Origin of the sequence: Pedobacter sp. GSP4 (genome assembly GCF_051857575.1) — a bacterium.
Classification (GTDB): domain Bacteria; phylum Bacteroidota; class Bacteroidia; order Sphingobacteriales; family Sphingobacteriaceae; genus Pedobacter.
This window is the reverse complement of sequence record NZ_JBPZIR010000006.1, coordinates 52,272-78,977: the sequence shown is the minus strand read 5'-3', so window position 1 is coordinate 78,977 and position 26,706 is coordinate 52,272. Positions and strand designations below refer to the sequence as shown.

Below are 26,706 nucleotides of genomic sequence, written 5' to 3'. Positions count from 1 at the left end.
AGCTTCTGTCTTGTAATGTCCAGCTTCAGCCTGACTGCGACCCCACCTAGACCCTGAGTTCCCAACAGAGCGTTCTTATACCGTTCCTGGTACCGACCGGACAGTACCAGGAACAGTGGGGCCCAGGTTACTTAACTGCACCGAATGCAGCGAAGTAGGAGTTTTTGTGCAGGATCTCTGTAAAACGGAAACCGACTTTTTTCAGCAGCTGTAGCTGGTAATTGAGCGACCTGGGCGTATCCTCATAGGCGATATAATCAAACACCTTCTGCCTGAACCCTTCTCCGCCCAGCCCTTCCAGATACGCACCGTAGCGGCCGCGGAACATGCCATCGATCGGCGGGGAATCGTGGGCAATCAGGTCTGATATCCAGATACTCCCACCGGGCTTTAGGGCATGGTAGGCCCCACTGAACACCAGTTCCCAGTCTGCATCCCCGCGCAGGTGGTGGAAGGTGGCAGCGGCCAGTATAATATCATAATGACTCCCCGGGAGCTTCAGATCGCGCATGTCCTGCTGGATGAGCGTAACGCTGCCTGCCGTTTCGGCCGAAACCCTTTCTCTTGCCCGCTCCAGCATCGGCAGGCTCAGGTCGTTCAGTGTACAGTTAAGGCCGGGGACCTTGCTGAGCATCTTTAAGGTATAGTTACCTGCTCCACAGCCGATATCCAGCAGTTCTTTTGTCCCCGGACTGATATATCTTGCTGCCTCTGTGCAGAGTTCCATGGTCAATGGGGCATCGATCGTAGTCTGCTGGCCGGTATCCAGATTGGAGAAACGCTCCACATCACCGTCAAAACGGGCCCTGATCTCCCCAACGCTTGCTTTTTTGCTGTTGTCTGTATCCATGATATCTTTTTTTGATAAAGTTAAGCCGCTTTATCATATTTGTGAAATATCAATTTTTGCATAAATTGATACTTAATCGGTATTATTAAAATGGAACTAAGGCACCTTTTATATTTTAAGACCGTGGCGGAAGAGCTTCATTTCACCAGGGCAGCCAGCAGGCTTTTTATCGCGCAGCCACCGCTCAGCCGCCAGATCAAAGAACTGGAGCAAGAGCTCGGCGTACAGCTGTTCTTGCGCAGCAACAAGCGTGTAGCGCTGACCGGTGCCGGGAAATACTTCAAAGGTGAAGTAGACGCACTTTTTGCCAGACTGGAGGAAAGCCGGGAAACCGTGCGCCAGATCCATGATGGCCTGAGCGGGGAGCTGAAGATCGGCTACATCAGCTCTGTTTACCAGTCCCACATGGCCGGGGTGCTAAAATCCATGCAGCAGGTATTCCCCTACCTCAAGACCAGCCTGTTCGAGGTGCCTACGCTCCGCCAGATCAGTGCGCTGGAACAGGGGAAACTGGATGTGGGGATATTGCGTGCCCCGGTGCTGTCAGAGAAACTAAAGGTGGAATCCCTGTATTTTGATCCCTTTGTGGTGGTGGTACCATTAAAAGATAACCATACGGATATCATATCCTCACTGAGCGGTTTTCTAAAGGAGCGGCCGTTTATTTTTTTCAATAAGGAGTATGCCCCGCAGTACAACGATAAACTGCTTGAAATTTGCCAGCGCATGGGCTTCAGTCCCGATATTGCCCATGAGGCCAATAACGTACATTCAATCCTACAGTTGGTGGAAGCCGGGCTGGGGGTGTCCATCCTGCCGCTTTCCCTTAAAAAGCAGTATGCAGGGATGAGGGTATCCTTTATTGAGCTCGAAGGTATCCCGATCAATACCGAGGTGGTACTGGCGTATAAACTATCGAACCAGAACCCGGCACTGAAATGGTTCATCGCAAATTACCCCTGCTAATAAGCATATTTAAATGTCGCCCCTCACTAGGGCAAGCGCACTTAGATTTCATCCGGTTAGTAGATGAGCCTCTTGATCCGTCCTTAAAAGTTTAACCCCGAGTGGGGCTCTTAAAGCAGCGCCCCATGGACAGTTTTTTTTTTACGATCTGTCTGTATTAAGGACCAATAAGTCCGGTCAGGCTTCCAGAAAGCTAAAATGAGCAGCTTGCCATTTTGTAGTAAAATGTAGTGAACAATATTGGCCGGAAAAGCTGACCAGAAACATTGTTTTTATTTATATACTCCAATAGGTTTTCTTCCTTTGGGAAAGCTAAACATACTCTCGGCTCCAAAGGCTCTACGGCCGAGTTCAAGGGCGGCAAGAATGGCGCTTGATTTGGCCAGCCCCACACCTTTGAATGCAGATAAGGTACTATGCTTGAGTTTGGCGATTTTCTTAAGGTCATAGCCGTTTTCTTTGAGTATTCGCTCGCTAAGCTCTATAGCGGTCTCTCGCTGTGTTCCTGAACCGATAAGCATAGCCAGCAGTTCGGCATTGCTAAGCACACCGGCTCCAAATTTGTAGAACTTTTCCCTTGGTTTTTGCTCTGGTTCCATTGCTGGGATTCCGCTCCGTTGTTTCTCCTTCTGGTTCTGCTGAAAAAGGTCTCTTACTGTCTGCTCTTTTTCTCCCACATGTGCTGCCGTTCGAAAGAGTGAGGAAAAGGCGGAGATTAAAAACTCGAAGTCCTCTTCGAATATCACAATGGATTTACGATGGTAACTTCCGTCACCGTTCTCATCACTTCGTGTGATGCTAATGTAATTGGTCCTGTTCTGCGCTAGTTTGAAATCCAGGAAGAAGTTCTTCTTTCCTGATGAGAATGCCTCGGTGGCGATTGTTTTGTTTTTCATATCGCTGTTGTTTTAAATTGTGTCAGGACAAAATTGCTGTCACGGTTTTCATTAAGCGGAGATTATCCGTGTATAACCGGATATATCCGATTATACTATTGTGAAGCGGTTGTAAAGGGATTTGTTCAATTTTAGATTTGGGTTTTATTTATTAAAAAATATTCCCAATTTGAGTAAACTCTTTAACGTACAGATGCATGGATATTGAAAAAAATCCCCAATCTCAACATTGCCTGGAATGTGGCCTGGCTGTTCATGGACGTGTCGATAAGCGCTTCTGTGATGATAGCTGTAGGGCGCTTTTCAATAACCGAAGGCGGCAAACTGCCGCCGCAGGTGAGCCGGCGTTCTTAAAAGACATTTCTAAGATTTTATTGCGCAACTACCATATCCTAAGGCAGCTATACCCTGGCCAGAAAACACAGATTAAACGAAAGGATCTGGAGCGGATGGGGTTTAATTTCCGGTTTATGACCAGTTATTATAAGACCTCAGAGGGGGATATGTACCATTTTTGCTTTGATCTGGGATACCTGCCTATTCGCGGTGAGATGGTTTTGATCGTAAGCCAGCCATCACAGGTCCTATCGTAAATCTTATTATTTTTCTTTTCTGCCGGAAAGCATATTTCAATGAACTATACAGTCTCTTTCTGATCAAACTATACACGGATTCGATTGCCGGGCGGTTGCCTAAACTGTTTCTTTCCCTCTAAACAAACACTGAGTGCACTTAGGCAGGCCATCATTGCAAATACTTTTTGGGTAGATTATTCGGGGTTTGCGCAATTTGATATCTATCCAGGGGTGGAAGAAACGAAAAGCAAAAACTGTTTTTCATTCCAAAATCTGCAGTCGCCCGATCTTTTCTGAATAGCCATCACTCCAAAATACGCTAAGGATCTGATATTTTCCGTTCTGGGGCGATTCAAAGCGTACCTGGTACGCTTTGCCGACCTGATAAAAATCCTTTTCAATCGGTAACATAACAGCTGGAAGAGTATTTTTCTGATTTACATCCCTGAAAAAAAGCCTATCATCTCTGGCCGTAATTTCAAATTCGGCAAACCTGCCTGTAAAGGAATTTAAGTTAGTAACCGTAGGTTCAACAGGTGAAAGCATCGATTTGTTGTAGTTGATTATCCACAGTAACACATCTTTTTCTTTTCCAGCGGTTTTAGCCATCTTGTCTGAAAGTATCAAATTGTGGGCGATGATCAAGGCGTTTTCGCTTGTGCTAACATCAGGAATGACTCCGGCCCCTTCCCAATCTGTTCCAGTTTTCGCATTTTCTGTTCTCTGGTAAGGTATAAATCCAACAAAACCATTACCTAAACTAAAGCTACGTGTGAGATGGGCTCCTCCACTTGTTGGGCTTCCCACAACTTTTGCTCCTCGTTGCTGTTGTAATACATACGCAAATCCTTCAGCAGCGGAGAAAGTACTTCTTGCTGTGAGCAAATATAGGGGTATACTGAGTTATACAGCGTTACGATTAGTTTTATATCCCTTAACATAGCTATTGTTCCATTCATTACCGATCCTGTTGTAAGACCTGCCGATCTCTGTCTTCTGTTGAAAAAAATAAGAAAGTATCTCTCCTGAACTTTTTCCATTCCCTCCGCGGTTTGAGCGCAGGTCAATGATCAGTGCCTCGTAGTTAGCAAGATAGCCCATTACCGAACCAAGTGTTCTGCTAAAATCTCTATTAGGTACCGCAAATCCATTGAACTCCAGCTAACCAATGTTTCCTGGCAGCATTTCAACCTTCCTGAAGTAAAAATTCTTTTTCATTTCACTTTGCAGCTCACCTGCTGGCGGGGTAAGGCTATTATTGTAGCTCAATATTTCTTTTTCGAGCAAAGGGTTGTATACGACACGAAAATGCTTATCGCCCAGCAGGGGCTTCAACTGGCTTGCAAGCGTACTTGCAAGTAAATTTGGATCAGGTATGTTATCATACAAACCACTATCAATTTTGGAGTGTAAAAACACTGAAGCATTTTCTGCTTTCTCGGGAAAAACGTAAGTGGCCAAAAGAGCAGCACTGAGCTGTTTAACGGTCTGACGTACCTGATCCTTGGAAAGCTTTGTTGTCTGCTGAGCGAAGGCCCCTATGCCCGCAGCGAGCAGTATTGAAAGTATGGCTAAGTTCCTTTTCATGTTATTTTGGTGTATCTGGATTTACTTAGGGCGATATCGGTAATCTGGAAACAAAAAAAGAGGATCAGCTGCTGGAGCTTGCAGGTTTGAATGCAGTGTTTTGGGTAATCCTACGCAGTAAATCTTCCAATAGCAAGAGCTCATTCTCATTTAAAGTACTTAGTGCGGTATTTTTATTGTTCTCAATTACCGGCTGAATAACCTCTAAAGTATCCAGTCCAACCTTTGTGAAATCCAGTAAAGATCTCCGCCTGTCGCCACTATTGATACTGCGAACCAAAAACCCTTTGGTTACCATCAGCTCAATCATGCGCGTTACAGAGGCCATATCCTTAAAGACAGTTTTGGCAAGTTCGCTTTGCGGGGCTCCAGGGTTTTCCTGTATTGCCTTTAGCAGCAGCCATTGGTCAATGGTAATATCGATTCCGGCTGCTGTTATGTTGTGCTGGGCGTATTGCCTATAGCTCTTTATCGCACGCTCAAGTGCATAAAAAATAATGTTTTCTAACTTTTCCATAGTTTTATTGATACAATAATGATTGATACATCATTTATTTGCAAGTTATAGGTTATTTTTTTTCTACATGTGAGATATTTCACTCAATATGGTCTTCCCGGCAGACATCCGTAAAAAGAAAGTCACTGTAGTTTTGCTAAAGGGAATGTATTCAATTATTGAACCGCTAGAACAGCCAAAATGAGCATAACCATTGTTTGTGAAATATACAGCTTGGTATCAATCTGTTTACAGGTGCTGCCGGGATGATTAATTGTTGTACATTTATACCGAATCCGCTTTTGCAGGACTGGCGATGTTGTTCTAGTAGGTTCCACAAAAACTGAACCAATGGAAACCATTATTATCCAGGAGACTGACGAGGCGGTTCGTGATGTGCTGAAAATTGCGCTTAACGAAGAAAATTTTATTGTCTATACGGTCGAGAAACTCGACGATGATTTTTTGCAGTTAATCGATGGGATCAGGCCGCATGTGGTGATGTTTGATTTCAGGATCGGCGGGGAAGAATCCATCAATATCTGCCGGCAGATCAAGCTAAAATACCCGCATTTGCCGGTACTGGCGATGAGCTGTAACAACAATATCAATGAAGTGTATGCTCGTCATGGCTTTGATGGATATATAGCAAAACCTTTTGATCTGGACCTACTTTTCAGGATCTTGCGCAGGTATATCCCCAAGATAAAACAGAGCAGCTAAGCTGATTGACCTTCATGGACAATCACGATATAAATTACTAAAAATGTTTATTTTACACCTATTGAGCAGCCTGTAAAACATTATTTTTTTTCTCTGTTTGTTTAAAAATCAAGTGTTTATTTAAAGTATGGGAAAGTATATTTTAGTGGTGGAGGATGATAGTGATATCAGGGAAATTATCGGAATTGTGCTTTCGGCTGAGGGCTATGAACTGGAGCTCTGTGGGGATTCGCGTGGGTTTTGGAACAGTTTAAATCAGCAGCTTCCAGATCTGGTGATTCTGGACGTCCACCTCCCTGATGGAAATGGGATTGATTTATGCGGCCGGTTGAAATCTGAGCAGAAGACCAGTCATATACCGGTGATGATGATCTCGGCGCATTCTTCGCTTAAGGAGATTACCAGCTCATGCCCGGCGGATGATTTTATGCCAAAGCCTTTTGATATTGACCGCCTTTCGGGTATGGTTGCGGCGCTTGCCGCAAAGCTGGGCGGTGATGTGAGTGCCGGGGAATTATAGCCCGACTTCCTATCTTATCTCCGTTGACCGCTCGGCTGTTCTTTTGATTTATTGCCTATTACGTTCCTTGGCATATTATGTTTTGGTCTTCCGCTAGTTGGACGGGACCTCTATTAGGTAATATGCCAGCTCCATATCACTCAAAGGAGCTCAGTTATTCTATTGGTGCATGAAAATAAAAGATAAAGCTCAAGGGGCGATAATGGGAGGAATTAAAACCTCTAACACGATCTATGATCTTGATCTGATACGGTTCTGCTCCTCTGTAATCCCCTTACTGGATGCTGAAGCCTTTATTTTTTTATTCCCGAAATTGTAGTTCAAACCGAAATATATGCCCCTGCTTTCCCACTTTCTCAGACTAGTTTGATTGACACTTCCCAATATTGCAGTCTGTTCCCATTTCTGTGTATTAAAAATATCCCTTAAAACCATAGTAAGCCCCAGCTTCTCCCTGAACATAGTATTCTTCAACGAAAAATCAACGCTGTAAATTGGCTTTGTACTGTATATGGATGAACGGCTGGCATAATTGAACCAGCTGCTTAAGCCGGCTTTCCAATGATTTCCAAGCTGAAAACTATTGCTTAAGTAACCATTAAAACCGGCCCCGCCCTTATTTATTTTATCCAAACCATTATAAGCACTCAGGTCGGCGATGTAAAACTGATAATAGGGTTCGGCAGAAAAGTAGCCATTCCACCATTTGCTAAATTTAAGAGGGGTGCTTACACTGATGTTGAGAAAGCTTCTTTTGCCGGCATTGACCGGAAGGGCCAATGTTTGATCCCCTGTCTGGGTTCTGATAGTTTCGATCAGATTTTTGGTTGTATTGTAATTTATTTTAATCTGCTTCCCTCCCTCCCAGGTGTAATCGATTTCGAGATTTTGGGTGAACTGCGGCAGTAAGAGCGGGTTCCCTCTAGAAGCGTAATAGGCATCCGTGCGGTACAAATATGGATTTTGGTCCTGAAAGGAAGGCCTGCTGACCCTTCGGCTATAAGTAAAGCCTATACTGTTATTCTCCTTGATCTGATAGCGCAAAAAGAGGGACGGAAATAGATTCAGGTAGGCAGTGTCCGGTAAGGCAATCTTCAGGCCCTGTTGGTCAACCGAAAGGCCTTTCATTCTTGTATCTTCGGCGCGCAGCCCAATCTGAAGCTCTATCTTATCATACGTATACTGGGCCGTGAGATAGGCGGCGGCTATTTTTTCGCGATAATCAAAACCGTTAAACTGCGCCTGGCCGGTGCTATTATCACCTTGTTCTGCCCTTAACGCATTGCCTGTTATTCCCGAGGAGAACTTTAGGCCCGACTCGATGTTTATTTTCCTGAGCTTAAAAATATAATCGGCTTTGATTGAGAATAAGTTGATCTCGCTACTGGTATTACTGTTAAAATGCAGTTCCTTATTAAGGTTTGTAAATTTATTCTCCACACGGTTGGCTAATATGGAATTATAACGCATCCAGTCTGCATCGACAGTAAATTTATCATCTTTTCTTCCAGAATATCCGTAGCTCAAGTTAGCCGATAAACGGTTTTCGCTCAGGTTTGCAACTGTAGCGGTCAAGAGCAGGTCTTCAACATCCCCGGAGGATAACGTATTGGCGTCTGATGGAAAATCATCCCACGTCCGCTGGAAATTCAGCACTGCTCCCAGTTTATGCTTTTCGCTTACGGCATAATCCAGACCACTACGGATCATGGAGGTGCTGTAGCCCTGTCGCTCTGTTCCATTTTGATCCAAAACCCGGTTGCTTAAGATCCGCAGGCTGCTTACCCTGGTATACTGTAAACTGTTATCTAAACTGCCATTTACAAATGCCGTTACTCTCTTTCCCCTGTAATTTGCGTTCAAAGCATTGTTCTGTTTGTAGTGCTGCATTTTCTGATAGCCCACGGACACACTTCCGCTAGTACCATAATTTCCAGATTTTTTGAATACCAGATTAATGATGCCGGCATTGCCTGCTGCATCATATCTGGAAGAAGGGCTGGACATTAGCTCAATTAACTTTAGGTTAGCGCCCATTGTTCCCTTTAATAGCGAGATGAGCTGCTGGTTGTTAAGCGTTTGAATTTTTCCATCGAGCAGGACCTGTACACCACTTTTGCCGCTGATCTTAACATTATCCTGGCCATCAACGCTAACCCCTGGTATCTGCCTGAGCAGATCAAGTGCGCTAAGGCCGGTTGCCGTCGGCATTGCCTCCACCTGAAGGACTATCTTATCTGTTTTTACCTGAAGTGGGGATCTTGCGGTTTTTACCGTCACCTCATCCAGTCTATATGTTTTTAAGCTGTCCGGTTTTTTGAGGCTGTCCCTCCCCTGTGCTAAAAGACAGTTTCCAGAAAACAATAAGCACAACAAAGAAATAATTTGACGCATAATATCTTTTTTCCTCAAAGCTGGGGATTAAGATGCTTTTCATCGCCTCATATAATAATCTGAAGCAATCTTTTTGAGGCTCAAATTATAATCTGCTACTTAAATCGCGGTTTAGAAACTCTTTTGGGTTCTTTCCGGTAATTTTTTTAAAACTCCGGTTGAAGGTGGCCTTTGAGTTGAAGCCTGAATCAAAAGCTATGGCAAGTAGTGTCTGGTTTTTAAACTCCGGCATTGCGATACGTTTAATTACCGCCTCCACCCTGTATTGATTGATGTAGTCGTTAAAATTAAGTTTAAAATGCTGGTTCACTACCCTGCTCAGCAGTACAGAATTTGTGCCGAGTTTTTTTGCAACCTCACTTAAAGTGAGGTCTGCCCTTTCAAACAGTAGTTCAGCTTCCATCACTTCGAGCAGTCCATTCCTGAGGGTGATCATTTTCTCTTGGGCAATGTCAGTTTTTTTGATTTCCGGGCCGAGATTTCCGGCCTCATTTTCTGCAGCTGAATCCTGCTCTGGGAACCCCTGGAGTAGATCAGGATTAAATTCAAGTTTGTAGATCGGGAGATAGATGGCATGGTAAGCACTGATGGCTATATAGTAAACTACGATGGCAAAACCGAGGTAGTAATACCAGGGGCCAAAATAGCGCATCCGTTCAAAGAAACTAAAGTTTGATAGTATTGTCCTGATAATTGGCATGATGCTCAGGAGAGAAAAGGCGTATAAAAAGTTCCTGAGCCACTGCAAACTGGCCGCATCGGCAAATGAAGTGGCAATTCTGGTGTACTTTTTATAACTGTTGTAATAACGGATGGATAGAAAAAGGTATATCAGCACACTTAGCATGGACAATATTGTATACCAGTCTGAAAAATCCGGGTCGTTATATTCATTAGTCAGGTTATATCTTTTATAAATAAAAACATCAATCAAACTCAGGGCAATATTGACTATCAGGTAAACCAGTCCGGGCAGCAGATGAAGGTACGCCCGGCCCCTTATCCGAAAGTTGTAATTAGAAATGGATTTGGTATAAAAATATAACAATGGCCCGATGAAAAGGCTGTGAACGAATGGGACAAAAAACAGAATATCCCGGTAAGGCTGATTATCATACCAGCCAGCAAAGCCTACCATAAACGGGATGATTGCCATCGCAGCAACGATGAGGAACCATCCCATAAGCTTATCTGAATAATTACCCTGTTTTAATCCCCTTTTAAAAAAAAGAAAACTATACACCAGCAGGTGAAAAAAGAAAATCAAGAGCAGACAACTGTAGAGGCTGAAATCAAAAAGCATGTGACTAAATTAATGAGAAGATTTAAATCATCCAATATCACTTGACTTTATAGCTAAAGGGTATCCGCCAACATAGTTGATGAAAATATTTAGTTTATTTATAAACTTTATTTAGCGATATTAGTTTATAAATATATTAATTATTTCAGTCAGTGATCATGAGGTTTAACAATAAAAATATTCTTATCATCGGTGGGAGTTCTGGAATCGGGTTGGATTTGGTCCAATATTTAAGTGCCCAGGGTGCAAATGTTTTCACGGCCAGCAGAGGCCGTTCACCGCTTTGGCCCGGTTCAGTACGCTATCTGGAATTTGATGTCCTTAATTTTACTAAAGGTCTATCCTCTTTTCTGCCTGATGAACTTCACGGCCTGTTATATTGCGTGGGAAGTATTAATCTCAAGCCTTTCGCAAGAATCTCTGAGGCTGAATTTATTGAGGATTTAAAACTTAATGTAATCGGGGCTGCGTTAGCCGTTCAGCAATCACTAAATTCTCTAAAGGCTGCTCCCTGGGCATCAATCGTACTGATAAGCTCTGTTGCAGCGCGCAGGGGAATGCCTTTCCATGCCAGTATTGCGGCCGCTAAAGCGGCGGTGGAAGGACTGGCCATTTCTTTGGCCGCAGAACTCAGCAGCAATCGAATTAGGGTCAATGCCGTTGCGCCGTCCCTCACAGCTACGCCGCTAGCATCCAAACTCCTCAACACGCCCGAGAAAATGGAAGCTGCAGCAAAAAGGCACCCCTTGGGGAAATATGGCCAGCCAAAAGATATCAGCGCAGCTATAGCTTTCCTGCTCTCCTCGGAAAGCGGCTGGATAACCGGACAGATTATTCCCGTAGATGGTGGCATCGGTAGCCTGATCACATCTTTTTAGAAAAGAGCTGCCTTAAATAAACCCAAATTACTAACTATTATAGATATAGATAATGATGTATAAGCTGATAAATGATTTACTATCCCTGGTAGAAAAATACGAAAGCAGTGGCGCTGATGCGCAGGATAATCTGAGCTCATTTTTAAAATGGATTGACTCACGGGGCAATGACGGGGAAAACATAAGCGAAGAGGAGCCTGAATGGACAGGAAAAGTAAATGGACGCTCCGCAGATAGTGTAATTAACACTGCCTTGGTCCATCTTTACAGGTACGCTAAAATACAGGCAAAATCCGCGATAAATGGCAGTATATTTTCCACACCCGATGAATTCATCTACCTGATAAATCTACAGGCCTGCGGAGAGATGAGTAAATCAAAACTGATCAAAGAGAACATCCATGACAAGCCTGCGGGAACGCTGATAATCAAACGGCTTTCTGATAAGGGCTTAATTACCCAGCACTCATCGGGGATAGATAAGCGCAGCCTGGTAATAACCATGACCTCAAAGGGAGCTGAAGCATTAAACAAGGCCATGGATAATATACGCGCAGCATCAGCCAATGTTACCGCCCCCCTTACTCCCGAAGAAAAAACCAGGTTGATCATGCTGCTGCAAAAACTCGAAAATTTCCACTTTGTCCAAAATTTTGGGAGCAATAAACCGATATAAATGAAGATTATCTTTGACCTAGTATCTGCAAAATGCAGCAAGGTAGTAACAAAAACCTATAGCACTAGCTTTTCTATGGCTATCGGTTTTCTGGAGAGAAGCCACCGGGAAGCTGTCTATGCCATATATGGATTTGTAAGGCTTGCTGATGAGGTTGTGGACAGTTTCCATGACTATGATAAGGCACTTTTGCTCGGGAAACTAAAAAATGACTGTTATGAGGCCGTTCATGATAAAATCAGTTTAAATCCTATCCTTAATGCTTTTCAAAAAGCGGTAAACCGCTACCATATTGATCACCAGCTCATAGACCTATTTCTGGAAAGCATGGAAATGGACCTTAAGCAGGAAGCATATACGCCTCAAAAATACGAACGCTATATACTGGGCTCGGCTCAAGTTGTAGGCCTGATGTGCCTGCAAGTATTTGTAGAAGGTGACCCTGCAGATTATCTGCGTTTAAAAGAATCTGCCATGAAACTTGGGTTTGCTTTCCAGAAAGTAAATTTTCTCAGGGATGTTCGCGCAGATTTTAACCAATTGAACCGAAATTATTTTCCTGGGGTAGATTTAGCCAGATTTTCTACAGCTGAAAAACTTGCTATTGAGCAAGAAATATCAGCAGAATTTGATGCAGCGTTACCGGGTATAAAAAAATTACCAAGGTCTTCACGCATGGGTGTTTATCTGGCCTATACCTATTATAAAAAGCTTTTCGAAAAGATTAAGCGCAAAACCGCGGCGCAAATCATGAATGAAAGGATTCGTATTTCAAATCCCCGCAAGCTCGTACTGTTGCTCGGTTGTGCGCTCAAAAGCAGCTATTACCGAAATTGATCAGCCGATGAAAGCTGTTAAAAAGGAAAACCTGCCTTCAAAAATCTGTGCTCACTGCCTCAGGCCATTTACCTGGCGCAAAAAGTGGGAAAAAGTATGGTCTGAGGTAAAATACTGCAGCGATAGATGCAGAAACTGCAAAAACTCACCGAATAGCTAGAAACAAGCTTATCTGAGCTATGGCAGTGAAATCCGGATTGAAACGGCGGAAAGTTATTATCCTGATGAGAAAACATATGCAGGCGTAAAGCTTTAACACGTAGAAAACCGGGGGAGGGATAAAGCTCTCAAGCATGCAATATTAACGAACATAGAGATATCTCATCTCAGGTGCGCCCGCCAGCGGGCAGCTTTAATGAACAAAATAAGCAAACGATAGAAATGACCGGAACAGCATTTACGACAGATTACCTTAAAATCTTGGAACAGGTTGCGGCATTGGATCCGGTCCGATACGCCCAAACCAGGAACTTCACCAATGGTGCTGTGAGCATGTTATCACCGTACATTTCCCGTGGCGTGATCAGCCTAAAAGAAATCCTAAAGGAAATTATTGCCAAGGGATTTGATTTGCGAACAGCCGAAAAATTTCTGCAGGAGCTGGCATGGCGGGAATATTATCAGCGCATCTGGCAGGAGAGAAAAGATTTAATCTGGGAGGATATCGGCAGTGGGCAGCCTGATGCTAAGGAGTATGATATGATAACATCTATTCAGCAAGCAAGAACTGGAATTACCACAGTAGATCAGGGGATAGTAAAGCTTTATCAAACCGGTTATATGCACAACCATCTGAGAATGTATATTGCCTCCATTATATGTAATATTGGCAGAACCCGTTGGCAAATACCATCCAGATGGTTATATTATCACCTCTTGGATGGAGATATCGCAAGTAACAGTGCAAGCTGGCAATGGGTATCCGGAGCATTTTCTTCCAAAAAATATTACTGCAACCAGGAGAATATCAACAAGTATACCTTAAGCGCTCAGCGGGGTACATTTTTAGATCGCAGCTACGATGAACTCCCATCCATACCTATTCCAGATATCTTAAAAAATCGCAGTACCATAAAACTGGAAGCTGTTCTTCCAGAAACCGAAATCCCGGCGATAGATATATCCAAACCTACTATCATATATAACAGCTACAATCTTGACCCTTTGTGGCGAAAAGATGAACAGGCTAATCGGGTATTGCTTTTAGAACCGAGCCATTTTTTGAAATATCCTGTTGGCAAAAAAGTAATCGATTTTATTATTGGGCTATCTGAAAACATCTCCGGGATTAAGATATTTACCGGTGAACTAACTGAACTGGCAGATTTACATAGCAGCAGTGAGCTACCTGCTAATGAAATTTTCATTTCTAAGCAACACCCTGCTTTTAGTTACTATACTGGGAAAAAGGATAGTTACGATTGGATGTTTCCTGAAATTAGTGGCGAATATTCTTCATTTTTCAAATACTGGAAACTTTGCAGGCCTTACCTCGAACAATTGTTTCATCAAGCCTAAACTCACGCTTAAAAACCCTAAAAGACTGACCTGCTAGACTGTTTATCCACCATACATACTTAGCATCCCGCCCCATCACTCCATTGGACCAGATCATTTTCCAACTGGACAGACCGATCGCCAAATAACTTTTTTGCGATGTTAGGAGAAAAATCCCGGTCTGCAAAAAAGCAGAACGGGATCATTTCAATGTTATGGGCATGTTTATAATGTAACTACCACTTTGCCTATCGTTCGCCCGCTTTCAATTTGCTGGTGTGCTTTTGCCATCTCAGAAAATGGAAAAGTTTTTTCAATATAAGGTTTTATGATCCCCTGGTGTAACCATTGGGAGAGTACCGCCATATCATCACCATTTGAGGACACTAGAAAAAACATAGCGTTTACATTTTTTTCCTTGGCTTTTGTCTGTATCTCTTCGCTTAGTCCAGAAGGGATGCTGATAAGAAAACCGCCTTGCTTTAGGGCCAATAAAGATTTCTCGATATTGTCTCCACCGACGGTATCCATCACGAAATCATATTGCCCGGAAACTAACTGCCAATCAAAATCATGATAATCTATATGCTCATCGCAGCCCAGTTCCATTAGGAACTCTCTGTTTTTTTTGGAAGAACTGCCAGTGACATCTGCGCCTAGAAATTTTGCTATCTGAACTGCGAAATGACCAACGCCGCCTGCGGCTGCATAGATTAACACTCTCTGGCCTTTTTGAACCTTTGCATGGGTAATTAATGCCTGATAGGCAGTCAGTGCTGCCAACGTTGCAGATGCGGCCTCTGCATGTGAAACGTTTTTAGGTTTCAGGGCCAGCTGTGCTGCAGGTGCCGCTACAAACTCAGCGTATCCTTTGCCGTGACCGGGAAAGTTAATCATTCCAAAAACTTCATCTCCGATATTAAACTCTGTTTCTTTTCCTTTGGCCACCACAGTACCACTGATGTCCCAGCCAAGGATCAAGGGCTTTTGTTCCTTTAATAATTGAAAAATACCATGTCCCGCCCTCACCTTTGCATCCACCGGATTAACACTGATGGCCTTCACCGCTACGAGCACTTCTTCAGCCTGCACCGATGGTTTTTATATTTCACTGTAGACTAAGTTTTCTGTTCCACCTGGCGCATTTACCACAATTGCTTTCATTTTCTATATTTTACAAGTACTTTCCTAAATTTAATTCTACCTCTCCGTAAGTTTGTAGGCCTTTTTCTAATAGGGCTTTTATCCTTGTCCTGGCCTCAGGCTCGGTCAGCGAAGCAAAAAAAGCGATCTGCGTTTCGGTAATATGCTCGTTCTTTGGAATAACCACCCTTTCGTTCATCACAGCTTTGATCTTTTGGATGATCTTAAGATCGAAAGATGCAATTCGGCGGGCGAGATTATCAACAAAAGCATCGAGCTCGCTGTCTGCGAAAGCCCTGTTGATCCATCCATATGCCGCAGCAGTCTCGGCGTCGAAGTCATCTCCGCTAAGTATGATCTCTAAAGCCCTCGCCTTTCCGGTTAGCAGGTGCAACCGTTCCAGTCCCCCTCCGCCGGGAAAAGATCCTATACCTATTTCTGGTTGTGAGAAAATGGCTTTTTCCTTGCTCGCAAAACGCATGTCGAAAGCCTGAATAAATTCGCTTCCCAATCCCCTCGCCCTGCCTCTGATTGAAGCAATACTCACGAAAGGTGCCTGCTCCAAACGTTTTGCTATATCTGGCCATGACTTGGAAAGCCCTGTTTTTCCTTCACCCTTGGGAAATTCGAAAATATTCACCAATTCTGCATGTGCTACGTAAAATTCAGGGTTGGCACTTTCGAAAACTACAACTTTTAGATTTTGGTTTTCTTCGAGCTCGTCTATTAACGAGCGTAATTGGACTGAAAACTCAGGATCGAAAACATTTACCGGCGGGTTGTCGATGCTCACCTTCCAATAGCTGTCATCGATGGTTGTTTTAGTAAAAATCATAACTGAGAATTTAAAATGGTTTATAGAATTAGTTTCATTATTTTTGCTTGCAAATTGCAAGTGTAAAGATAAATAAAAACACTTTTAAAATGCAAGTGGTTTTTTTTATGAAAGAAATAAAAACCCGTTCGGGCTGTCCAGTGAGCAGTTCGCTGGACATATGGGGAGATAAATGGTCGCTGCTTATCGTAAGGGACCTGATGTACGATAAAGAACGTACCTATGGCGACTTTTTGAAATCTGAGGAGAAGATCGCCACGAACATACTCGCCTCAAGGCTACAGACCTTGGAAGGTGCAGGTATAATATCGAAGGCTGGGCATCCGGAAAGCAAGGCCAAGGTATTGTATAAGCTAACCCCAAAGGGGATTGACCTCTTGCCCGTTATGATAGAGATCTATCTCTGGGGGGAGAAATACTTTGACTTATCGGAAACACACCTGGCCTTTCTTAAGCAGGTGAAGAAGGACAAGGAAAGTTTTTTACGCAATACGATGCAAAAGCTTAAGGGCAAGCGGTAATTTACGCTCTCCAGGTTATTCCCATTAGCTCTCTTTGGGTAAACAATAGTAGTTAGAGGAGTAGTAGCTCTACCCTTTCCTCTTACGAGTCATACTTAAAAAACCGGAGTGATACCCAAATAGGAAGCGATGTACCTTTGGGGAATGCGCTGTTCTAACTTAGGGTAGAGTTGTCGAGGTTTATCGCAGATAAATCGTGCAACACGTCTTACAAGATACTCAAGTCATTCCAATTTCCGCAGGAAGCTGAAATCAAATAGTTCTCTACTGTGAGAGATGGCAGCTATTTTTTTCTACCGAACAGATAGGCCTTCCTGATCTTTGTTTGTTTTAACCCGATCAAAAAACCTACCGGCTGGAACGGTGGTACCCGGTCGCAGATGATCTTTAAAATACCCATAATCGGTATGGCCAATATCATACCTGCCACACCCCAAACTAGCTCGCCAAATACAATGGATAATATAGTAAAAAAGGGGTTGATATTCACCTGTTCGCCCACAATGAGGGGTTCCAGGATGTAGGTTTGTAGAAACTGAACAAGCGTATAAACAATCAATACACCAATTATCATTTTGCCATCACCTCCCTGCGCCACTACAGCAAGTATGGTAATGCCAGTTCCAGTCAGATTGCCGATAAAGGGAACAATCTCCAATATTCCACATAGGACGGCAAAAAAGATAGCACTCTCCACCCCTACAATACTGAAGCCAATGCCATAAAGTAACCACAATGCTCCTATCATTGCGGCCATGCCGCTTAAGTAATGCTGGGCAACCTTGCCGGATTCATGGATGATGAGTGAAGTAGCCTCCCTGTTTTCAATATGCACGACCTTTAGGATAAACAGCTTTATATGTCCCCTATAATAAAGGCTGAGGTACATATACACCAGTACCAGAATAATATTTACCCCTACGCTCACTAAGCCGCTGGCAAAACCTGCAAGCAGGCTGCCAGTGGCACCGCTACTCTCTTTTATCAGTTCTGCCTGCTTTTTCTCATCTACGCCTATTTTTTCATCAATCCATCCCTTGAACTGGTTTAACATCTCTCCTAGACGTCTTTTCATCTCATCGAGATTTTCCGATAGACTGCCTAATTGCCAATAAAGCAGCCCGGCTATGATGCTGATACAAAACACGAAAAGCACTAGACAGAGTAGCGCCGCCCATCCTCGTGGGATACCTTTGCACTCCAGCCAGTTGCAGAGCCTAATAAAAACCATCGAGAAAATCGCGGCTAGGCAAAGTGGAATCAGAAAGGTGCTCCCGAAATACAATAAGGTTAAACTAATGGATACAATGAGCAGGAGGTAAACATTTCGTTGAAGTATATTCATACCATTCAAACAGCTACGGCGGCAAATGGTTTATGTGACTATTTTCTGTAAACACTTTGCACTTCTTTTATCACTTCAAACGGTATCGGATTGCTCACATGAAGAAGTTGCTGTATTTAATCACTGGGAAAGGGACAAGCCATGCCGTAATCTGGCAATCAAATTGACAGCTAGTTTGGGGAAAATGAGGTGACCAATGTTGATAGTCGATAAATTGTTCGGGGACATAATAAATGTTTCGCGTACACTGAAATCCGCAGACTGCGCATAATAGTCACTTGATATTTTTTTATACCGTAAAAAAGGAATGGCTATTAAACCTATCTATGAGGTAATAACTATGTTTGAGAGGATCTTACCAAATACCTTTTATTAGATACCTGAAGTACTCAGTAACTAAAAGCCACCAAAATTGGGCAAGAACTACTTTTCCCGCAATCCCCCACTAATGTCTTAATTTTTATTCCTTTGAAATTTCCGGTATAGCGACGGACTCTGGCCAATGACCTTCTTAAAAATCCTATTGAAATGGCTCTGATCGGAAAAGCCAGTCAGATAACCGATTTCGGTCAGACTATGGCTTGTGTTTTCGATGAGCTCACAGGCCTTTTCTATTCGAAGTTTACGCATGTAATCACCAAAGGTCATGTTATCAAAATATTTTGAAAATTCCCGTGAAAGGTATGCGGGATTGATCTCCAGTTCCTGCGATGCCTTCTGCAGACTAAAGACCATGTTGGTGTCGAGTTGATCCTGGATCATTTCCTTAAGCGTTTCGGCCCATTCCGGAATCTTTTTCCCTTTTTCCCGTTTGAGGTATTGATGGTAAACCTGTAAAAGCAGCTGCTCGACAGGGCCATCCTGTGCATGTTTATTTTTAAACAAGTGGGTCGCCCAGCTATAGAGGCCGTCATAAATGATCATGCCTATTTTTAACAGCTCCCGATCATCGCTGATGTTATAAGCCAAACCGGAAAATATTGCTTCCAATCCCGCCGACTGAGAAGCAAAATCATGCCGATCGGTATCTGCGCCACGGACTATGGCTGCAATCCGTAAAAGCGCCGGATCATTCAGTTGATGCTTTTTGATGATATAATCAAAAGTACACGGGTCATCATAATGTGAATATTCTACATCTGGCAGATCGAAAGGTATAGCCCCGGTCTTTTGGGCTTCCGCCAACACTTCATCATAGGGTACATAGATGATTTCTGCATCGAAATCGACAAAACGTTTAATCAGCCAGGGGCAGGCAATCCGGTCAATCTTAGGGCGTTCACGGGTGATCCATTTCATGTGATGTTCTTTAGTCGGCAAAGTTACTCAATGGAAGGATATAACCTGATACCTGCTTTCCTCTTTAAGCCATTGCAAGATCAGTTATCCCCCCACCTATTTTACAAAATATATGCCTGATTAATTGTAACGAAGCTGATATCGCTCTCGTGGAGGCCAATTGTGAAATGAGCTAAATGCCTTAAATAAAAAAAGCCTTCTCAATCCTGATCAGGCTAATTTAGATAAAAGTGTCCCCTACCAAGGGGGATGTAAATATATTAAAATTTAGCGCTCCAAAAACCTGGTTTTGCGAAAAAAGATTAATAGGTCTACGCATGTTTAAAAAAAAGTTAAAAAGGATCACGACTGATTTGAGAAATATATGATGTTTTTATAAATTAGTACCATTAAAGTTTGCTAAACATATCACTCCATGGGCACCTTGTCCAAATTTTCCGCAGGTTACCACTATCCTTCGGAGGTGTTTTGTTGTGTTTAATTTTGCTCTACTCACTTTATGAATCTTATTGATCCTGCTATAACTGATTTTTATAATCAATCCTGCGAAGACTCGCGTCTAAAGACCGGCCTGGGGCCACTGGAATTTGAAAGAAATAAAATGCTTATCACAGCCTACCTTGGGCAAATGCCGCTTAGGATAGCTGATATCGGAGGAGGAACGGGGCATTACTCGGCCTGGCTTTCTGCTCTGGGGCACAAGGTCTATCTGGTTGATCCCGTGCCCGGGCATGTTCAAAAAGCACAAAAAAAAGCTAAAGGGGGATCCGTATTCAGCTGCCTTCTTGGCCAGGCTGGTAACCTTCCCTTCGAAAATTCCAGTTTTGACCTGGTTATTCTTCATGGGCCGCTCTACCATTTGCAGCGGCAGGAAGATAGGTTACAAGCTATACGGGAAAGCCGAAGGATACTGCGGCCTGGGGGTATCGTATTAGGTTTTGCCATTACCCGTGCCGCTTCCACACTTGCTGCTTTGAATACTGGCCTAATCCATAATCCGAGCATATTTCAGATGTGTATCTCGGCGCTGATCACTGGAGAACACGATGCTCCTGAAGGTATGCAGGGTATTCTTTCCCGGGCTTACTATCATAGGCCGAATGAACTTAAGGAAGAATTCGCCTGCTGTGGCTTTAACGTTGACGCTATTCATGCAGTTGAGGGTATGGCCTGGATGGACAACAGCTTTTTTCAGAGCTGGGCAGATCCTTTGAAAAAAGCGAGACTGCTTGAACTCATCTCTTTGACAGAACTGGACTCCGATCTTTTATCTTTAAGTCCTCACATGATGATTGCTGCAACCTTGGAGCTATAAACTAAAGGCAGCGGAACAGGGAGGCCGCCCGGTGGAGTTAGACTTTTTTTGTTTAATCCCGCTTAGCGCCCCCCTGATTTTATCATGGCAATCCAGTGTTCCTTTACTTCTTCCTCAATGCCTTCATTTCGTTTGCTACCCGTTTTCGGCTCATCTTTGCGTAAATCTCGGTTGTTTTGATGCTGGCATGTCCAAGCATATGGGATACTGTTTCCATGGATATCCCGTTAGCCAAGGTAACGGTAGTTGCAAAGGTATGCCTGGCAAGATGAAAGCTCACGTTTTTGCTTATCCCAACCTTTCTGGCAATGTTATGAATGTGATTATTTATTGCAGCGTTCGTCATTCCTGGAAAAACAGTACCACGTCTCCTTGCCCTGGCATCGCCTGCATACAAACTGAGAATCTCTCTTGCTGGGGGTAAAATCAAAACATGAAAATTTCGCGAGCTAGTACTTCGTAATTTTTTTCTATTCATCTCAATCCACTGGTAACCTTCCTCATCAGCGCTCACATCCACCGCCTTCAGCCTATCGATCTCAGAAAAAGCGAGTCCTGTATAACAAGAAAATATGAATAGATGCCGGGCCAATTGCTGTTTTTGACTTTTCAATGGAGCATTTTTAATCAACTCCAATTCCTGCTCATTAAGGCATTCCCGGTCATTTTTGATCAAATGGCGTCTATGGAATTCAAATGGGTTCTTCTTTATCCATTCCAAACGTATTGCGAGACCCATAAGTTTCTTTAGTCTATCTAAATGTTTCATCGAGGTATTGTTCCCACAAGACCGGTATTTTCTTAAGGAACTGGTCCGCAGGAATATACCAAAATCAGTAATGAACTTAAAGTTCAGCGCAGTTAAGGGGAGATCTTTGAGATCCCGTAATGCAATAAATTTCTCTAGGTATCGTCTTGTGGTTCCATAAGCGATCATAGTGCCTACTGAGAGCAATTTACCCTCCTGGGCTGCATGGTAGTCAAACAATCTCCACAGATTATATCTTTCTGCGCCTTTAGTGAGCCTTAATTTAATCTCATTGGCTGTTAATATCCGTTTTTCATGCTTAAGCAGATTTACCGTATCATATATCTTTTGGCGTAAACCGCTCATCATTTCTACAATCCCTATCTCACCCTTTGATCCAGGCTTTACCCGCTGCATGTTCTGTTCCCAGTTACATATTTCAACGACTCTAGTCGTCTTAAGGCTCGCTGAGCTGCCATTCACTGTAATGCGAAGATAAATCGGACAAGATCCATTAATCTCCTGTTCTTTTTTAAGGAAGAACCTAACCCCAAAACTCTCTCGTGTTCTCATATATGATGGGAATGATGTGTTTGGTTAATCAATATTAGCTAATAACCACAAGCTGTTACTTCCGTTAGGGCTCATTTGATTTAATTTGGCCCAAATTGTAGCCGAAGGAAAAGTGATTTGTTTTAAAGCTGCTGTAAATGCTCTCAAAACAGCAATGCTGTGGGGAAATGCTCTCCACAACATTCAGCTCAATATTAATCGGCAGGCGGTAATTCTATCTCCTGCTGAACTAACAGTTCCCTACTTAAGGCTTTCATTTCCATCGCCACCTTCTTCTTTTTAACTTTAGCGTAAACCTGAGTAGTGCGAATACTCGAGTGCCCAAGCATATGCGACACGCTCTCTATCGACACTCCCCGCTCGAGGGTAACCGTGGTTGCAAAAGTGTGCCTTGCGATATGGAAAGTGAGTACCTTTAAAATGCCTGCCCGTCTTCCGATGATTTTCAAACACCTATTTGTCGCCTGATTGGTGGGACAAGGAAATATGGGCTCATATAAGTCTTCCCCTAAAAGCTCCCAATATCTATTCAGTGTCACCTTCGCCTCTGGAAGTATCAGCACATGAAACTTACGCTCTGAGGAATTGAAAGTTTTCTGCCTGATCATCTCTATCCAATACTCTCCCTCTTCATCGCAGACGATGGCAGCTTTATTAAGCCTTGAAATCTCGTTGTAAGCCAGGCCAGTATAGCAGCAGAACAAAAACATGTCCCTGATAACCTGGTGCGTGTACTCAGGGAGCTCTACGACTCTTATCCTCTCAATTTCAGCCCCACTCAGACAATCCCTATCTTTTTGGATGATATGCCTTTTGAAATGGGTAAAGGGATCTTTATTTATCCAGCCGAATTTAAGGGCTAATCCCATCATTTTCTGAAAACGCTCCATATGCTTCATGACCGTATTATGCGTACACGGGCGCTGACCTGGATCAGTTTTTTTAGTCCTAAGGAAAACACTAAACTCTGTAATAAACCTGAAGTCAATTTTTGCCAGTAAGATATCGTCGCGTTTTTGCTTGGCCAGAAATTCTGTGAGAAAGCGCTCTGTGGAAACATAATTCTTCATAGTCCCCCAACTCAGGAGCTTTCCTGTTTCCTCTCTATGGTACTTTAAGAGCTGTGACAACAAAATTCCGATCTCTCCTCCTGTTATCCTCATCTTTATAGCCTCAGCCGTTACCGGCTTGTTTTCGTAGAGCAGCTCGCTATACGCGGTATTAACTTCATTGGTGACCTGCCTCATCCTATCCCGGATCTGGAGATGCTCGGGAAAATTCCCATTGAGCCGTTGTGCCTTCTGGTTCCAAAATTTTATTGTGACCTGTCTTTTCAATGCGTATTTAACAACTTTCCCATCAACCGAAATCCGTAGGTAAAGTGGTGCCTTACCCGCCTCTTCGTTTTCAAGTTTTAAATAATACTGTAAACTGAAGGTGTGTGATTTTTTCATTTTTCTCTTTCTCCTTTCACTTCTTCCTCGTTGGTAAAGCATAAGCTGATGCATGCCCCTTGGAAGAAAATCGATTTTAAGCTGTTAAAAATTTACTTTCCTTCCTCTTTACATCAAAGATCACTTGCTCCGAAGCAAAAACCGACGGCCCTTGTGCAATCTCCAATGCGAACTTTCTGATCCCTGCACTGTGGCTGGATTCCGGTAAAATTGCACCCCGACTGCAAATGGACAAAACATGAGATTTTTTCAGTTTTTTCTGACCGGACTTAGGGTCAAATTTTAGGGGTAAAATTTTGATTCTGATTTTTGCTTCTTTTCCGGCCTTTAAACATCTTTCAAGGCGGATAATTTCTCTTTTTTTCATAAGATTTTCTCCAAAAAATTTTCCCCTATTCTGCCACCTGAAAACACCTAAAAAGATGGACAAAATTACGGAAAATCATTTTTTTAAGTTTTTGATTAAAAAATTCATTTTTTCGGTAAAAAAAGTAATGGTCGGAAAAAGAGTTTAGGATTAAAATAGGGGCAGAATGGATTGCACCCAGTTATGGCATTTTGACACGTGTAAAACGAAAAAACCCCCTAAATAGTGAATTTAGAGGGTTTTTCTGATACAAAATGCATCCGTTTTCTCGTCGGGATGGCAGGATTCGAACCTACGACCTCCACATCCCAAATGTGGCGCGATACCGGGCTACGCTACATCCCGAACTTTGGTATCGATCTTTTTTTAATCCTGTTTTAAAAGGGGATAAACTTTTTAGTCGGGATGGCAGGATTCGAACCTACGACCTCCACATCCCAAATGTGGCGCGATACCGGGCTACGCTACATCCCGAACTTTGGTATCGATCTTTTATTTAACCTTATTTCTAAGGGATGGCAAAGATATGGATTTTATTGGGTTTTCCATTTTTTTGACCAACTTTTTTTTCATTCAGCGGTGAGGGCGGGATTCGAACCCGCGGTACCGTTACCAGTACGACAGTTTAGCAAACTGTTCCTTTCGGCCTCTCAGGCACCTCACCTTTCAACCTCGTTTTTCCGCCCTACCGGCGTTGTTTTGAGGTCTGCAAATATAGTAAAACAAGTTATTCTGCAAAAAAAAATTATGATAATTGTTGATAATCTATGCGCACATGATAGATACTCATCAGCATCGTCTTGAATATCAATTTGATAGTTTCAATATCTTTTAGCGTTAAATCGCAATCATCAAGCTGATTTTGTTCCAATTTATAGTTAATTATGCGTTCAACCAGGTCATTTATGTTCTGCGCATCGGGATTTTTCAGACTTCTTGAGGCTGCTTCCACCGAATCTGCCAACATTAACACACCAGTTTCTTTGCTAAAAGGTATTGGTCCGGGGTAGCGGAAAATGTTCTCATCAACAAATTTTTCAGGAGAATTTTTTAAAAACGACTGATAAAAATAATCTACCCGGGTATTGCCATGGTGTGTTCTGATGAAATCAATAATCGCTTCAGGAATCTGGTTCTTTCTTAAAATCTCAATTCCCTTATGCACGTGCTGAATAATGATCTGTGCACTTTGCTCGTAAGGCAATTTATCGTGCGGGCTAACTGCCGTATTCTGGTTCTCGATAAAATATTGCGGATTATCTACCTTGCCTATATCGTGGTATAAAGCCCCTGCCCTTACCAGCACAGAGTTACCGCCAATTTTAAATATGGCAGCCTCGGCAAGGTTAGCCACCTGTAAGGAGTGCTGAAATGTTCCAGGCGCTTTAAATGCCAGCTCTCTTAACAATTTATTATTGGTATTGGTCAGCTCAATCAAGGCCACATCAGAGGTGATACCAAAAATACGCTCGAACAGGTAAATTAACGGGTAAGCTAAAAGCGAAAGCAATACACTAAATACAAAAGGGATAAAATTGTACCATTCAATTTCGCGGAAAGATCCTTCGCGCAGCAGCGCAATGCCCACAAACGAAACAAAATAGGCCAATAGTATAAACAATGCCGAAACCAGGAACCTTTCGCGCTTAACAAAGTTTTTGATACTGAATATGGCCACCATACCAGCCGTAACCTGGTAAAAAACAAATTCGAAACTGTTGGCCACAAAAAACCCGGCAATTAAAATTACCAGCATATGCAGGTAAAGCGCCAAACGCGTATCAAATAAAATCCGGATGATAATGGGGACCACACAAAAAGGAATATAATACAAACTCGGGATTTCCATTTTAATGGCCCAGGTTAAAGCAAGCAGCATGCCTGTGGTTACAATCAAAATGAGTGAGAGCTGCCGGTTATCGGCAAAAATATCTTTCCTAAAAAGAAAAAGGAACGACATTAAAATAGTCAGGATAAAACCAACCAGCACCACCTGACCCAAATAAACCAAGGCCCTGCTGCCTATGGTTTTGGTCTGCGCATCGTAAGTAGCCTTGTACGATTCGAGCTTCTGATAAATTTCTTCATCAATAACATCATTCTTGGCCACAATAAGCTCGCCCTTTTGCACCATTCCTTTGGTGGTAGATATATTATTAACGGTATTATCCTGTATGGTTTGCGTTAAACGCTCATCGAATACAATATTTGGAGTAATGTGATCAATAGCCAGGTTCGCAACCAGATCGCCCATTACCTGATTAGGTGCCTTAAAATTATCCTTAAAAAAGTTCAGGGCAGATTCGGCAGTAAATACATCCTGGGTATTTCGCTCCTGCGCAGTGTTGTTTTCCATTAAAGAGAAATCATAATTCTTCCCTCCTGCCTGGTGTTTCACATTTAAACCAATAATTCCTTTTTGATAAATACTCTCCAACAACCTGTAAGCCGAACTTTTGTAAGCTTCTTTATCCTTTTCGTTAAGCTGTTTGGATTTCCATTTAATATCAAATTCATTCGAAAACTCATCAAGGGCATTGGCCGTAATCGCCCTATCGAGTTGGTAAACAGGTAAAATATCCTTTAGCGCATTCTTTTTATCGGCACTTACCTGTGGGTTGGTTTTTAAAATAGCAAAGCTGAACGGAGAGATGAGGTCTTTATTTTTCCAAACGGCATTCTTCTCAAATTCGTACCTAAATCTTGGCTGCTTTGGAAGGAACAGGGTAATGATGAAAACGGTAAATATCATCATCACATACTTTAGGTTCGATGAATATTTACGGTAAAGGATTTTGTGGGAATTTCTCTTGATTTTAGCCAAAACGATGTAATTATTGTACTTTCAAAATTAACATTTTTATCTAATATACATTTTACTGATTTTCTTTGCAATTACCAGATTTTA

25 protein-coding genes, 3 tRNA genes and 1 pseudogene are annotated in these 26,706 nt (G+C 42.8%); 11 read left to right on the top strand and 18 right to left on the bottom strand.

Annotation, left to right across the window (positions count from 1 at the left end; translation table 11 throughout):
- Positions 1–127: 127 nt before the first annotated feature.
- The gene (locus ACS5PU_RS16350) at positions 128–850 is read right to left on the bottom strand and encodes a class I SAM-dependent methyltransferase (RefSeq protein WP_439460227.1); all 723 of its coding nucleotides are present in this window, start codon (positions 848–850) and stop codon (positions 128–130) included.
- A gap of 90 nt (positions 851–940) precedes the next feature.
- On the opposite strand from ACS5PU_RS16350, the gene ACS5PU_RS16345 reads away from it, so the two are divergent.
- The gene (locus tag ACS5PU_RS16345) at positions 941–1,816 is read left to right on the top strand and encodes a LysR family transcriptional regulator (protein ID WP_439460226.1); all 876 of its coding nucleotides are present in this window, start codon (positions 941–943) and stop codon (positions 1,814–1,816) included.
- A gap of 272 nt (positions 1,817–2,088) precedes the next feature.
- Here the strand turns inward: ACS5PU_RS16345 and ACS5PU_RS16340 are convergent, their stop codons facing one another.
- A complete protein-coding gene (locus ACS5PU_RS16340) occupies positions 2,089–2,712 on the bottom strand; it encodes a UPF0758 domain-containing protein (RefSeq protein ID WP_439460225.1) in 624 nt (207 codons plus the stop codon).
- Between the two features lie 197 nt (positions 2,713–2,909).
- Here ACS5PU_RS16340 and ACS5PU_RS16335 point away from each other — a divergent pair, with 197 nt between their 5' ends.
- Entirely contained in the window at positions 2,910–3,305 is a 396-nt protein-coding gene (locus ACS5PU_RS16335; RefSeq protein ID WP_439460224.1) for a DUF2116 family Zn-ribbon domain-containing protein, read from the top strand.
- A 243-nt stretch (positions 3,306–3,548) separates the two neighbouring features.
- On the opposite strand, the pseudogene ACS5PU_RS16330 reads toward ACS5PU_RS16335, so the two are convergent.
- The 3 genes and pseudogenes from ACS5PU_RS16330 to ACS5PU_RS16320 form a co-directional block, all read right to left on the bottom strand.
- A pseudogene (locus ACS5PU_RS16330) lies at positions 3,549–4,448 on the bottom strand (S41 family peptidase).
- Positions 4,449–4,874 (bottom strand): hypothetical protein, encoded by a 426-nt coding sequence (locus ACS5PU_RS16325; protein WP_439460223.1) that lies wholly within the window; start codon positions 4,872–4,874, stop codon positions 4,449–4,451.
- A gap of 64 nt (positions 4,875–4,938) precedes the next feature.
- On the bottom strand, positions 4,939–5,391 hold the full coding sequence (locus tag ACS5PU_RS16320) for a MarR family winged helix-turn-helix transcriptional regulator (RefSeq protein ID WP_439460222.1): 453 nt from the start codon (positions 5,389–5,391) through the stop codon (positions 4,939–4,941).
- A 330-nt stretch (positions 5,392–5,721) separates the two neighbouring features.
- Between ACS5PU_RS16320 and ACS5PU_RS16315 the strand changes: the two genes are divergently transcribed.
- Together ACS5PU_RS16315 and ACS5PU_RS16310 are read left to right on the top strand one after the other, a co-directional pair.
- The gene (locus tag ACS5PU_RS16315; RefSeq protein ID WP_439460221.1) at positions 5,722–6,093 is read left to right on the top strand and encodes a response regulator; all 372 of its coding nucleotides are present in this window, start codon (positions 5,722–5,724) and stop codon (positions 6,091–6,093) included.
- A 127-nt stretch (positions 6,094–6,220) separates the two neighbouring features.
- Positions 6,221–6,613: a response regulator transcription factor gene (locus ACS5PU_RS16310; RefSeq protein WP_439460220.1), complete on the top strand. Its 393-nt coding sequence runs from the start codon at positions 6,221–6,223 to the stop codon at positions 6,611–6,613.
- Positions 6,614–6,844: 231 nt separating this feature from the next.
- On the opposite strand, the gene ACS5PU_RS16305 is transcribed toward ACS5PU_RS16310, so the two are convergent.
- Together ACS5PU_RS16305 and ACS5PU_RS16300 are read right to left on the bottom strand one after the other, a co-directional pair.
- Positions 6,845–9,007, bottom strand: coding sequence for an outer membrane beta-barrel protein (locus ACS5PU_RS16305; RefSeq protein ID WP_439460219.1), 2,163 nt, complete (start codon positions 9,005–9,007; stop codon positions 6,845–6,847).
- A gap of 85 nt (positions 9,008–9,092) precedes the next feature.
- On the bottom strand, positions 9,093–10,190 hold the full coding sequence (locus ACS5PU_RS16300; protein WP_439460218.1) for a helix-turn-helix domain-containing protein: 1,098 nt from the start codon (positions 10,188–10,190) through the stop codon (positions 9,093–9,095).
- A 278-nt stretch (positions 10,191–10,468) separates the two neighbouring features.
- On the opposite strand from ACS5PU_RS16300, the gene ACS5PU_RS16295 reads away from it, so the two are divergent.
- The 5 genes from ACS5PU_RS16295 (at position 10,469) to ACS5PU_RS16275 (ending at position 14,219) form a co-directional block, all read left to right on the top strand.
- Positions 10,469–11,188, top strand: coding sequence for an SDR family NAD(P)-dependent oxidoreductase (locus ACS5PU_RS16295; protein ID WP_439460217.1), 720 nt, complete (start codon positions 10,469–10,471; stop codon positions 11,186–11,188).
- A 52-nt stretch (positions 11,189–11,240) separates the two neighbouring features.
- Positions 11,241–11,864 carry a MarR family winged helix-turn-helix transcriptional regulator gene (locus ACS5PU_RS16290; protein WP_439460216.1) on the top strand — a complete coding sequence of 208 codons (624 nt, stop codon included), beginning with the start codon at positions 11,241–11,243 and terminating at the stop codon, positions 11,862–11,864.
- The gene (locus ACS5PU_RS16285; protein WP_439460215.1) at positions 11,865–12,701 is read left to right on the top strand and encodes a phytoene/squalene synthase family protein; all 837 of its coding nucleotides are present in this window, start codon (positions 11,865–11,867) and stop codon (positions 12,699–12,701) included.
- Positions 12,619–12,861, top strand: a complete 243-nt coding sequence (locus tag ACS5PU_RS16280; RefSeq protein ID WP_439460214.1) for a DUF2256 domain-containing protein — start codon at positions 12,619–12,621, stop codon at positions 12,859–12,861. The genes ACS5PU_RS16285 and ACS5PU_RS16280 overlap by 83 nt, the downstream gene beginning before the upstream one ends.
- 221 nt (positions 12,862–13,082) lie before the next feature.
- Positions 13,083–14,219 carry an FAD-binding domain-containing protein gene (locus ACS5PU_RS16275; protein WP_439460213.1) on the top strand — a complete coding sequence of 379 codons (1,137 nt, stop codon included), beginning with the start codon at positions 13,083–13,085 and terminating at the stop codon, positions 14,217–14,219.
- Between the two features lie 204 nt (positions 14,220–14,423).
- Here the strand turns inward: ACS5PU_RS16275 and ACS5PU_RS16270 are convergent, their stop codons facing one another.
- Both ACS5PU_RS16270 and ACS5PU_RS16265 read right to left on the bottom strand, forming a co-directional pair.
- Positions 14,424–15,290, bottom strand: coding sequence for an NADP-dependent oxidoreductase (locus ACS5PU_RS16270; RefSeq protein WP_439460212.1), 867 nt, complete (start codon positions 15,288–15,290; stop codon positions 14,424–14,426).
- 82 nt (positions 15,291–15,372) lie between these two features.
- Positions 15,373–16,176 (bottom strand): enoyl-CoA hydratase/isomerase family protein, encoded by an 804-nt coding sequence (locus ACS5PU_RS16265; protein WP_439460211.1) that lies wholly within the window; start codon positions 16,174–16,176, stop codon positions 15,373–15,375.
- An 89-nt stretch (positions 16,177–16,265) separates the two neighbouring features.
- Here ACS5PU_RS16265 and ACS5PU_RS16260 point away from each other — a divergent pair, with 89 nt between their 5' ends.
- Positions 16,266–16,697 carry a winged helix-turn-helix transcriptional regulator gene (locus ACS5PU_RS16260; protein ID WP_439460210.1) on the top strand — a complete coding sequence of 144 codons (432 nt, stop codon included), beginning with the start codon at positions 16,266–16,268 and terminating at the stop codon, positions 16,695–16,697.
- A gap of 283 nt (positions 16,698–16,980) precedes the next feature.
- On the opposite strand, the gene ACS5PU_RS16255 is transcribed toward ACS5PU_RS16260, so the two are convergent.
- On the bottom strand, positions 16,981–18,042 hold the full coding sequence (locus ACS5PU_RS16255; protein ID WP_439460209.1) for an AI-2E family transporter: 1,062 nt from the start codon (positions 18,040–18,042) through the stop codon (positions 16,981–16,983).
- A gap of 453 nt (positions 18,043–18,495) precedes the next feature.
- On the bottom strand, positions 18,496–19,341 hold the full coding sequence (locus tag ACS5PU_RS16250; protein ID WP_439460208.1) for a chromate resistance protein ChrB domain-containing protein: 846 nt from the start codon (positions 19,339–19,341) through the stop codon (positions 18,496–18,498).
- A gap of 499 nt (positions 19,342–19,840) precedes the next feature.
- Between ACS5PU_RS16250 and ACS5PU_RS16245 the strand changes: the two genes are divergently transcribed.
- Entirely contained in the window at positions 19,841–20,656 is an 816-nt protein-coding gene (locus ACS5PU_RS16245; RefSeq protein ID WP_439460207.1) for a class I SAM-dependent methyltransferase, read from the top strand.
- 103 nt (positions 20,657–20,759) lie between these two features.
- On the opposite strand, the gene ACS5PU_RS16240 is transcribed toward ACS5PU_RS16245, so the two are convergent.
- The 7 genes from ACS5PU_RS16240 to ACS5PU_RS16210 form a co-directional block, all read right to left on the bottom strand.
- On the bottom strand, positions 20,760–21,977 hold the full coding sequence (locus ACS5PU_RS16240) for a phage integrase SAM-like domain-containing protein (RefSeq protein ID WP_439460206.1): 1,218 nt from the start codon (positions 21,975–21,977) through the stop codon (positions 20,760–20,762).
- Between the two features lie 194 nt (positions 21,978–22,171).
- Positions 22,172–23,431, bottom strand: coding sequence for a site-specific integrase (locus ACS5PU_RS16235; RefSeq protein WP_439460205.1), 1,260 nt, complete (start codon positions 23,429–23,431; stop codon positions 22,172–22,174).
- Positions 23,432–23,507: 76 nt separating this feature from the next.
- Complete coding sequence (locus tag ACS5PU_RS16230) at positions 23,508–23,798, bottom strand: hypothetical protein (protein WP_439460204.1); 291 nt, start codon at positions 23,796–23,798, stop codon at positions 23,508–23,510.
- Between the two features lie 271 nt (positions 23,799–24,069).
- Positions 24,070–24,143 (bottom strand) — tRNA-Pro (locus ACS5PU_RS16225).
- Between the two features lie 55 nt (positions 24,144–24,198).
- Positions 24,199–24,272: transfer RNA gene (locus ACS5PU_RS16220), tRNA-Pro, on the bottom strand.
- 103 nt (positions 24,273–24,375) lie between these two features.
- Positions 24,376–24,462: transfer RNA gene (locus ACS5PU_RS16215), tRNA-Ser, on the bottom strand.
- 81 nt (positions 24,463–24,543) lie between these two features.
- Entirely contained in the window at positions 24,544–26,550 is a 2,007-nt protein-coding gene (locus ACS5PU_RS16210; protein WP_439460441.1) for an HD family phosphohydrolase, read from the bottom strand.
- Between the last annotated feature and the right edge of the window lie 156 nt (positions 26,551–26,706).

Coding starts and splice junctions, on each gene's coding strand:
- ACS5PU_RS16295 (WP_439460217.1), top strand. CDS start 10,469: ATGAGGTTTAACAATAAAAATATTCTTATCATCGGTGGGAGTTCTGGA.
- ACS5PU_RS16265 (WP_439460211.1), bottom strand. CDS start 16,176: ATGATTTTTACTAAAACAACCATCGATGACAGCTATTGGAAGGTGAGC.
- ACS5PU_RS16310 (WP_439460220.1), top strand. CDS start 6,221: ATGGGAAAGTATATTTTAGTGGTGGAGGATGATAGTGATATCAGGGAA.
- ACS5PU_RS16260 (WP_439460210.1), top strand. CDS start 16,266: ATGCAAGTGGTTTTTTTTATGAAAGAAATAAAAACCCGTTCGGGCTGT.
- ACS5PU_RS16230 (WP_439460204.1), bottom strand. CDS start 23,798: ATGAAAAAAAGAGAAATTATCCGCCTTGAAAGATGTTTAAAGGCCGGA.
- ACS5PU_RS16275 (WP_439460213.1), top strand. CDS start 13,083: ATGACCGGAACAGCATTTACGACAGATTACCTTAAAATCTTGGAACAG.
- ACS5PU_RS16305 (WP_439460219.1), bottom strand. CDS start 9,007: ATGCGTCAAATTATTTCTTTGTTGTGCTTATTGTTTTCTGGAAACTGT.
- ACS5PU_RS16240 (WP_439460206.1), bottom strand. CDS start 21,977: ATGAGAACACGAGAGAGTTTTGGGGTTAGGTTCTTCCTTAAAAAAGAA.
- ACS5PU_RS16340 (WP_439460225.1), bottom strand. CDS start 2,712: ATGAAAAACAAAACAATCGCCACCGAGGCATTCTCATCAGGAAAGAAG.
- ACS5PU_RS16255 (WP_439460209.1), bottom strand. CDS start 18,042: ATGAATATACTTCAACGAAATGTTTACCTCCTGCTCATTGTATCCATT.
- ACS5PU_RS16315 (WP_439460221.1), top strand. CDS start 5,722: ATGGAAACCATTATTATCCAGGAGACTGACGAGGCGGTTCGTGATGTG.
- ACS5PU_RS16210 (WP_439460441.1), bottom strand. CDS start 26,550: ATGATATTTACCGTTTTCATCATTACCCTGTTCCTTCCAAAGCAGCCA.
- ACS5PU_RS16285 (WP_439460215.1), top strand. CDS start 11,865: ATGAAGATTATCTTTGACCTAGTATCTGCAAAATGCAGCAAGGTAGTA.
- ACS5PU_RS16250 (WP_439460208.1), bottom strand. CDS start 19,341: ATGAAATGGATCACCCGTGAACGCCCTAAGATTGACCGGATTGCCTGC.
- ACS5PU_RS16235 (WP_439460205.1), bottom strand. CDS start 23,431: ATGAAAAAATCACACACCTTCAGTTTACAGTATTATTTAAAACTTGAA.
- ACS5PU_RS16345 (WP_439460226.1), top strand. CDS start 941: ATGGAACTAAGGCACCTTTTATATTTTAAGACCGTGGCGGAAGAGCTT.
- ACS5PU_RS16280 (WP_439460214.1), top strand. CDS start 12,619: ATGAAAGGATTCGTATTTCAAATCCCCGCAAGCTCGTACTGTTGCTCG.
- ACS5PU_RS16320 (WP_439460222.1), bottom strand. CDS start 5,391: ATGGAAAAGTTAGAAAACATTATTTTTTATGCACTTGAGCGTGCGATA.
- ACS5PU_RS16300 (WP_439460218.1), bottom strand. CDS start 10,190: ATGGGATGGTTCCTCATCGTTGCTGCGATGGCAATCATCCCGTTTATG.
- ACS5PU_RS16290 (WP_439460216.1), top strand. CDS start 11,241: ATGATGTATAAGCTGATAAATGATTTACTATCCCTGGTAGAAAAATAC.
- ACS5PU_RS16350 (WP_439460227.1), bottom strand. CDS start 850: ATGGATACAGACAACAGCAAAAAAGCAAGCGTTGGGGAGATCAGGGCC.
- ACS5PU_RS16335 (WP_439460224.1), top strand. CDS start 2,910: ATGGATATTGAAAAAAATCCCCAATCTCAACATTGCCTGGAATGTGGC.
- ACS5PU_RS16245 (WP_439460207.1), top strand. CDS start 19,841: ATGAATCTTATTGATCCTGCTATAACTGATTTTTATAATCAATCCTGC.
- ACS5PU_RS16325 (WP_439460223.1), bottom strand. CDS start 4,874: ATGAAAAGGAACTTAGCCATACTTTCAATACTGCTCGCTGCGGGCATA.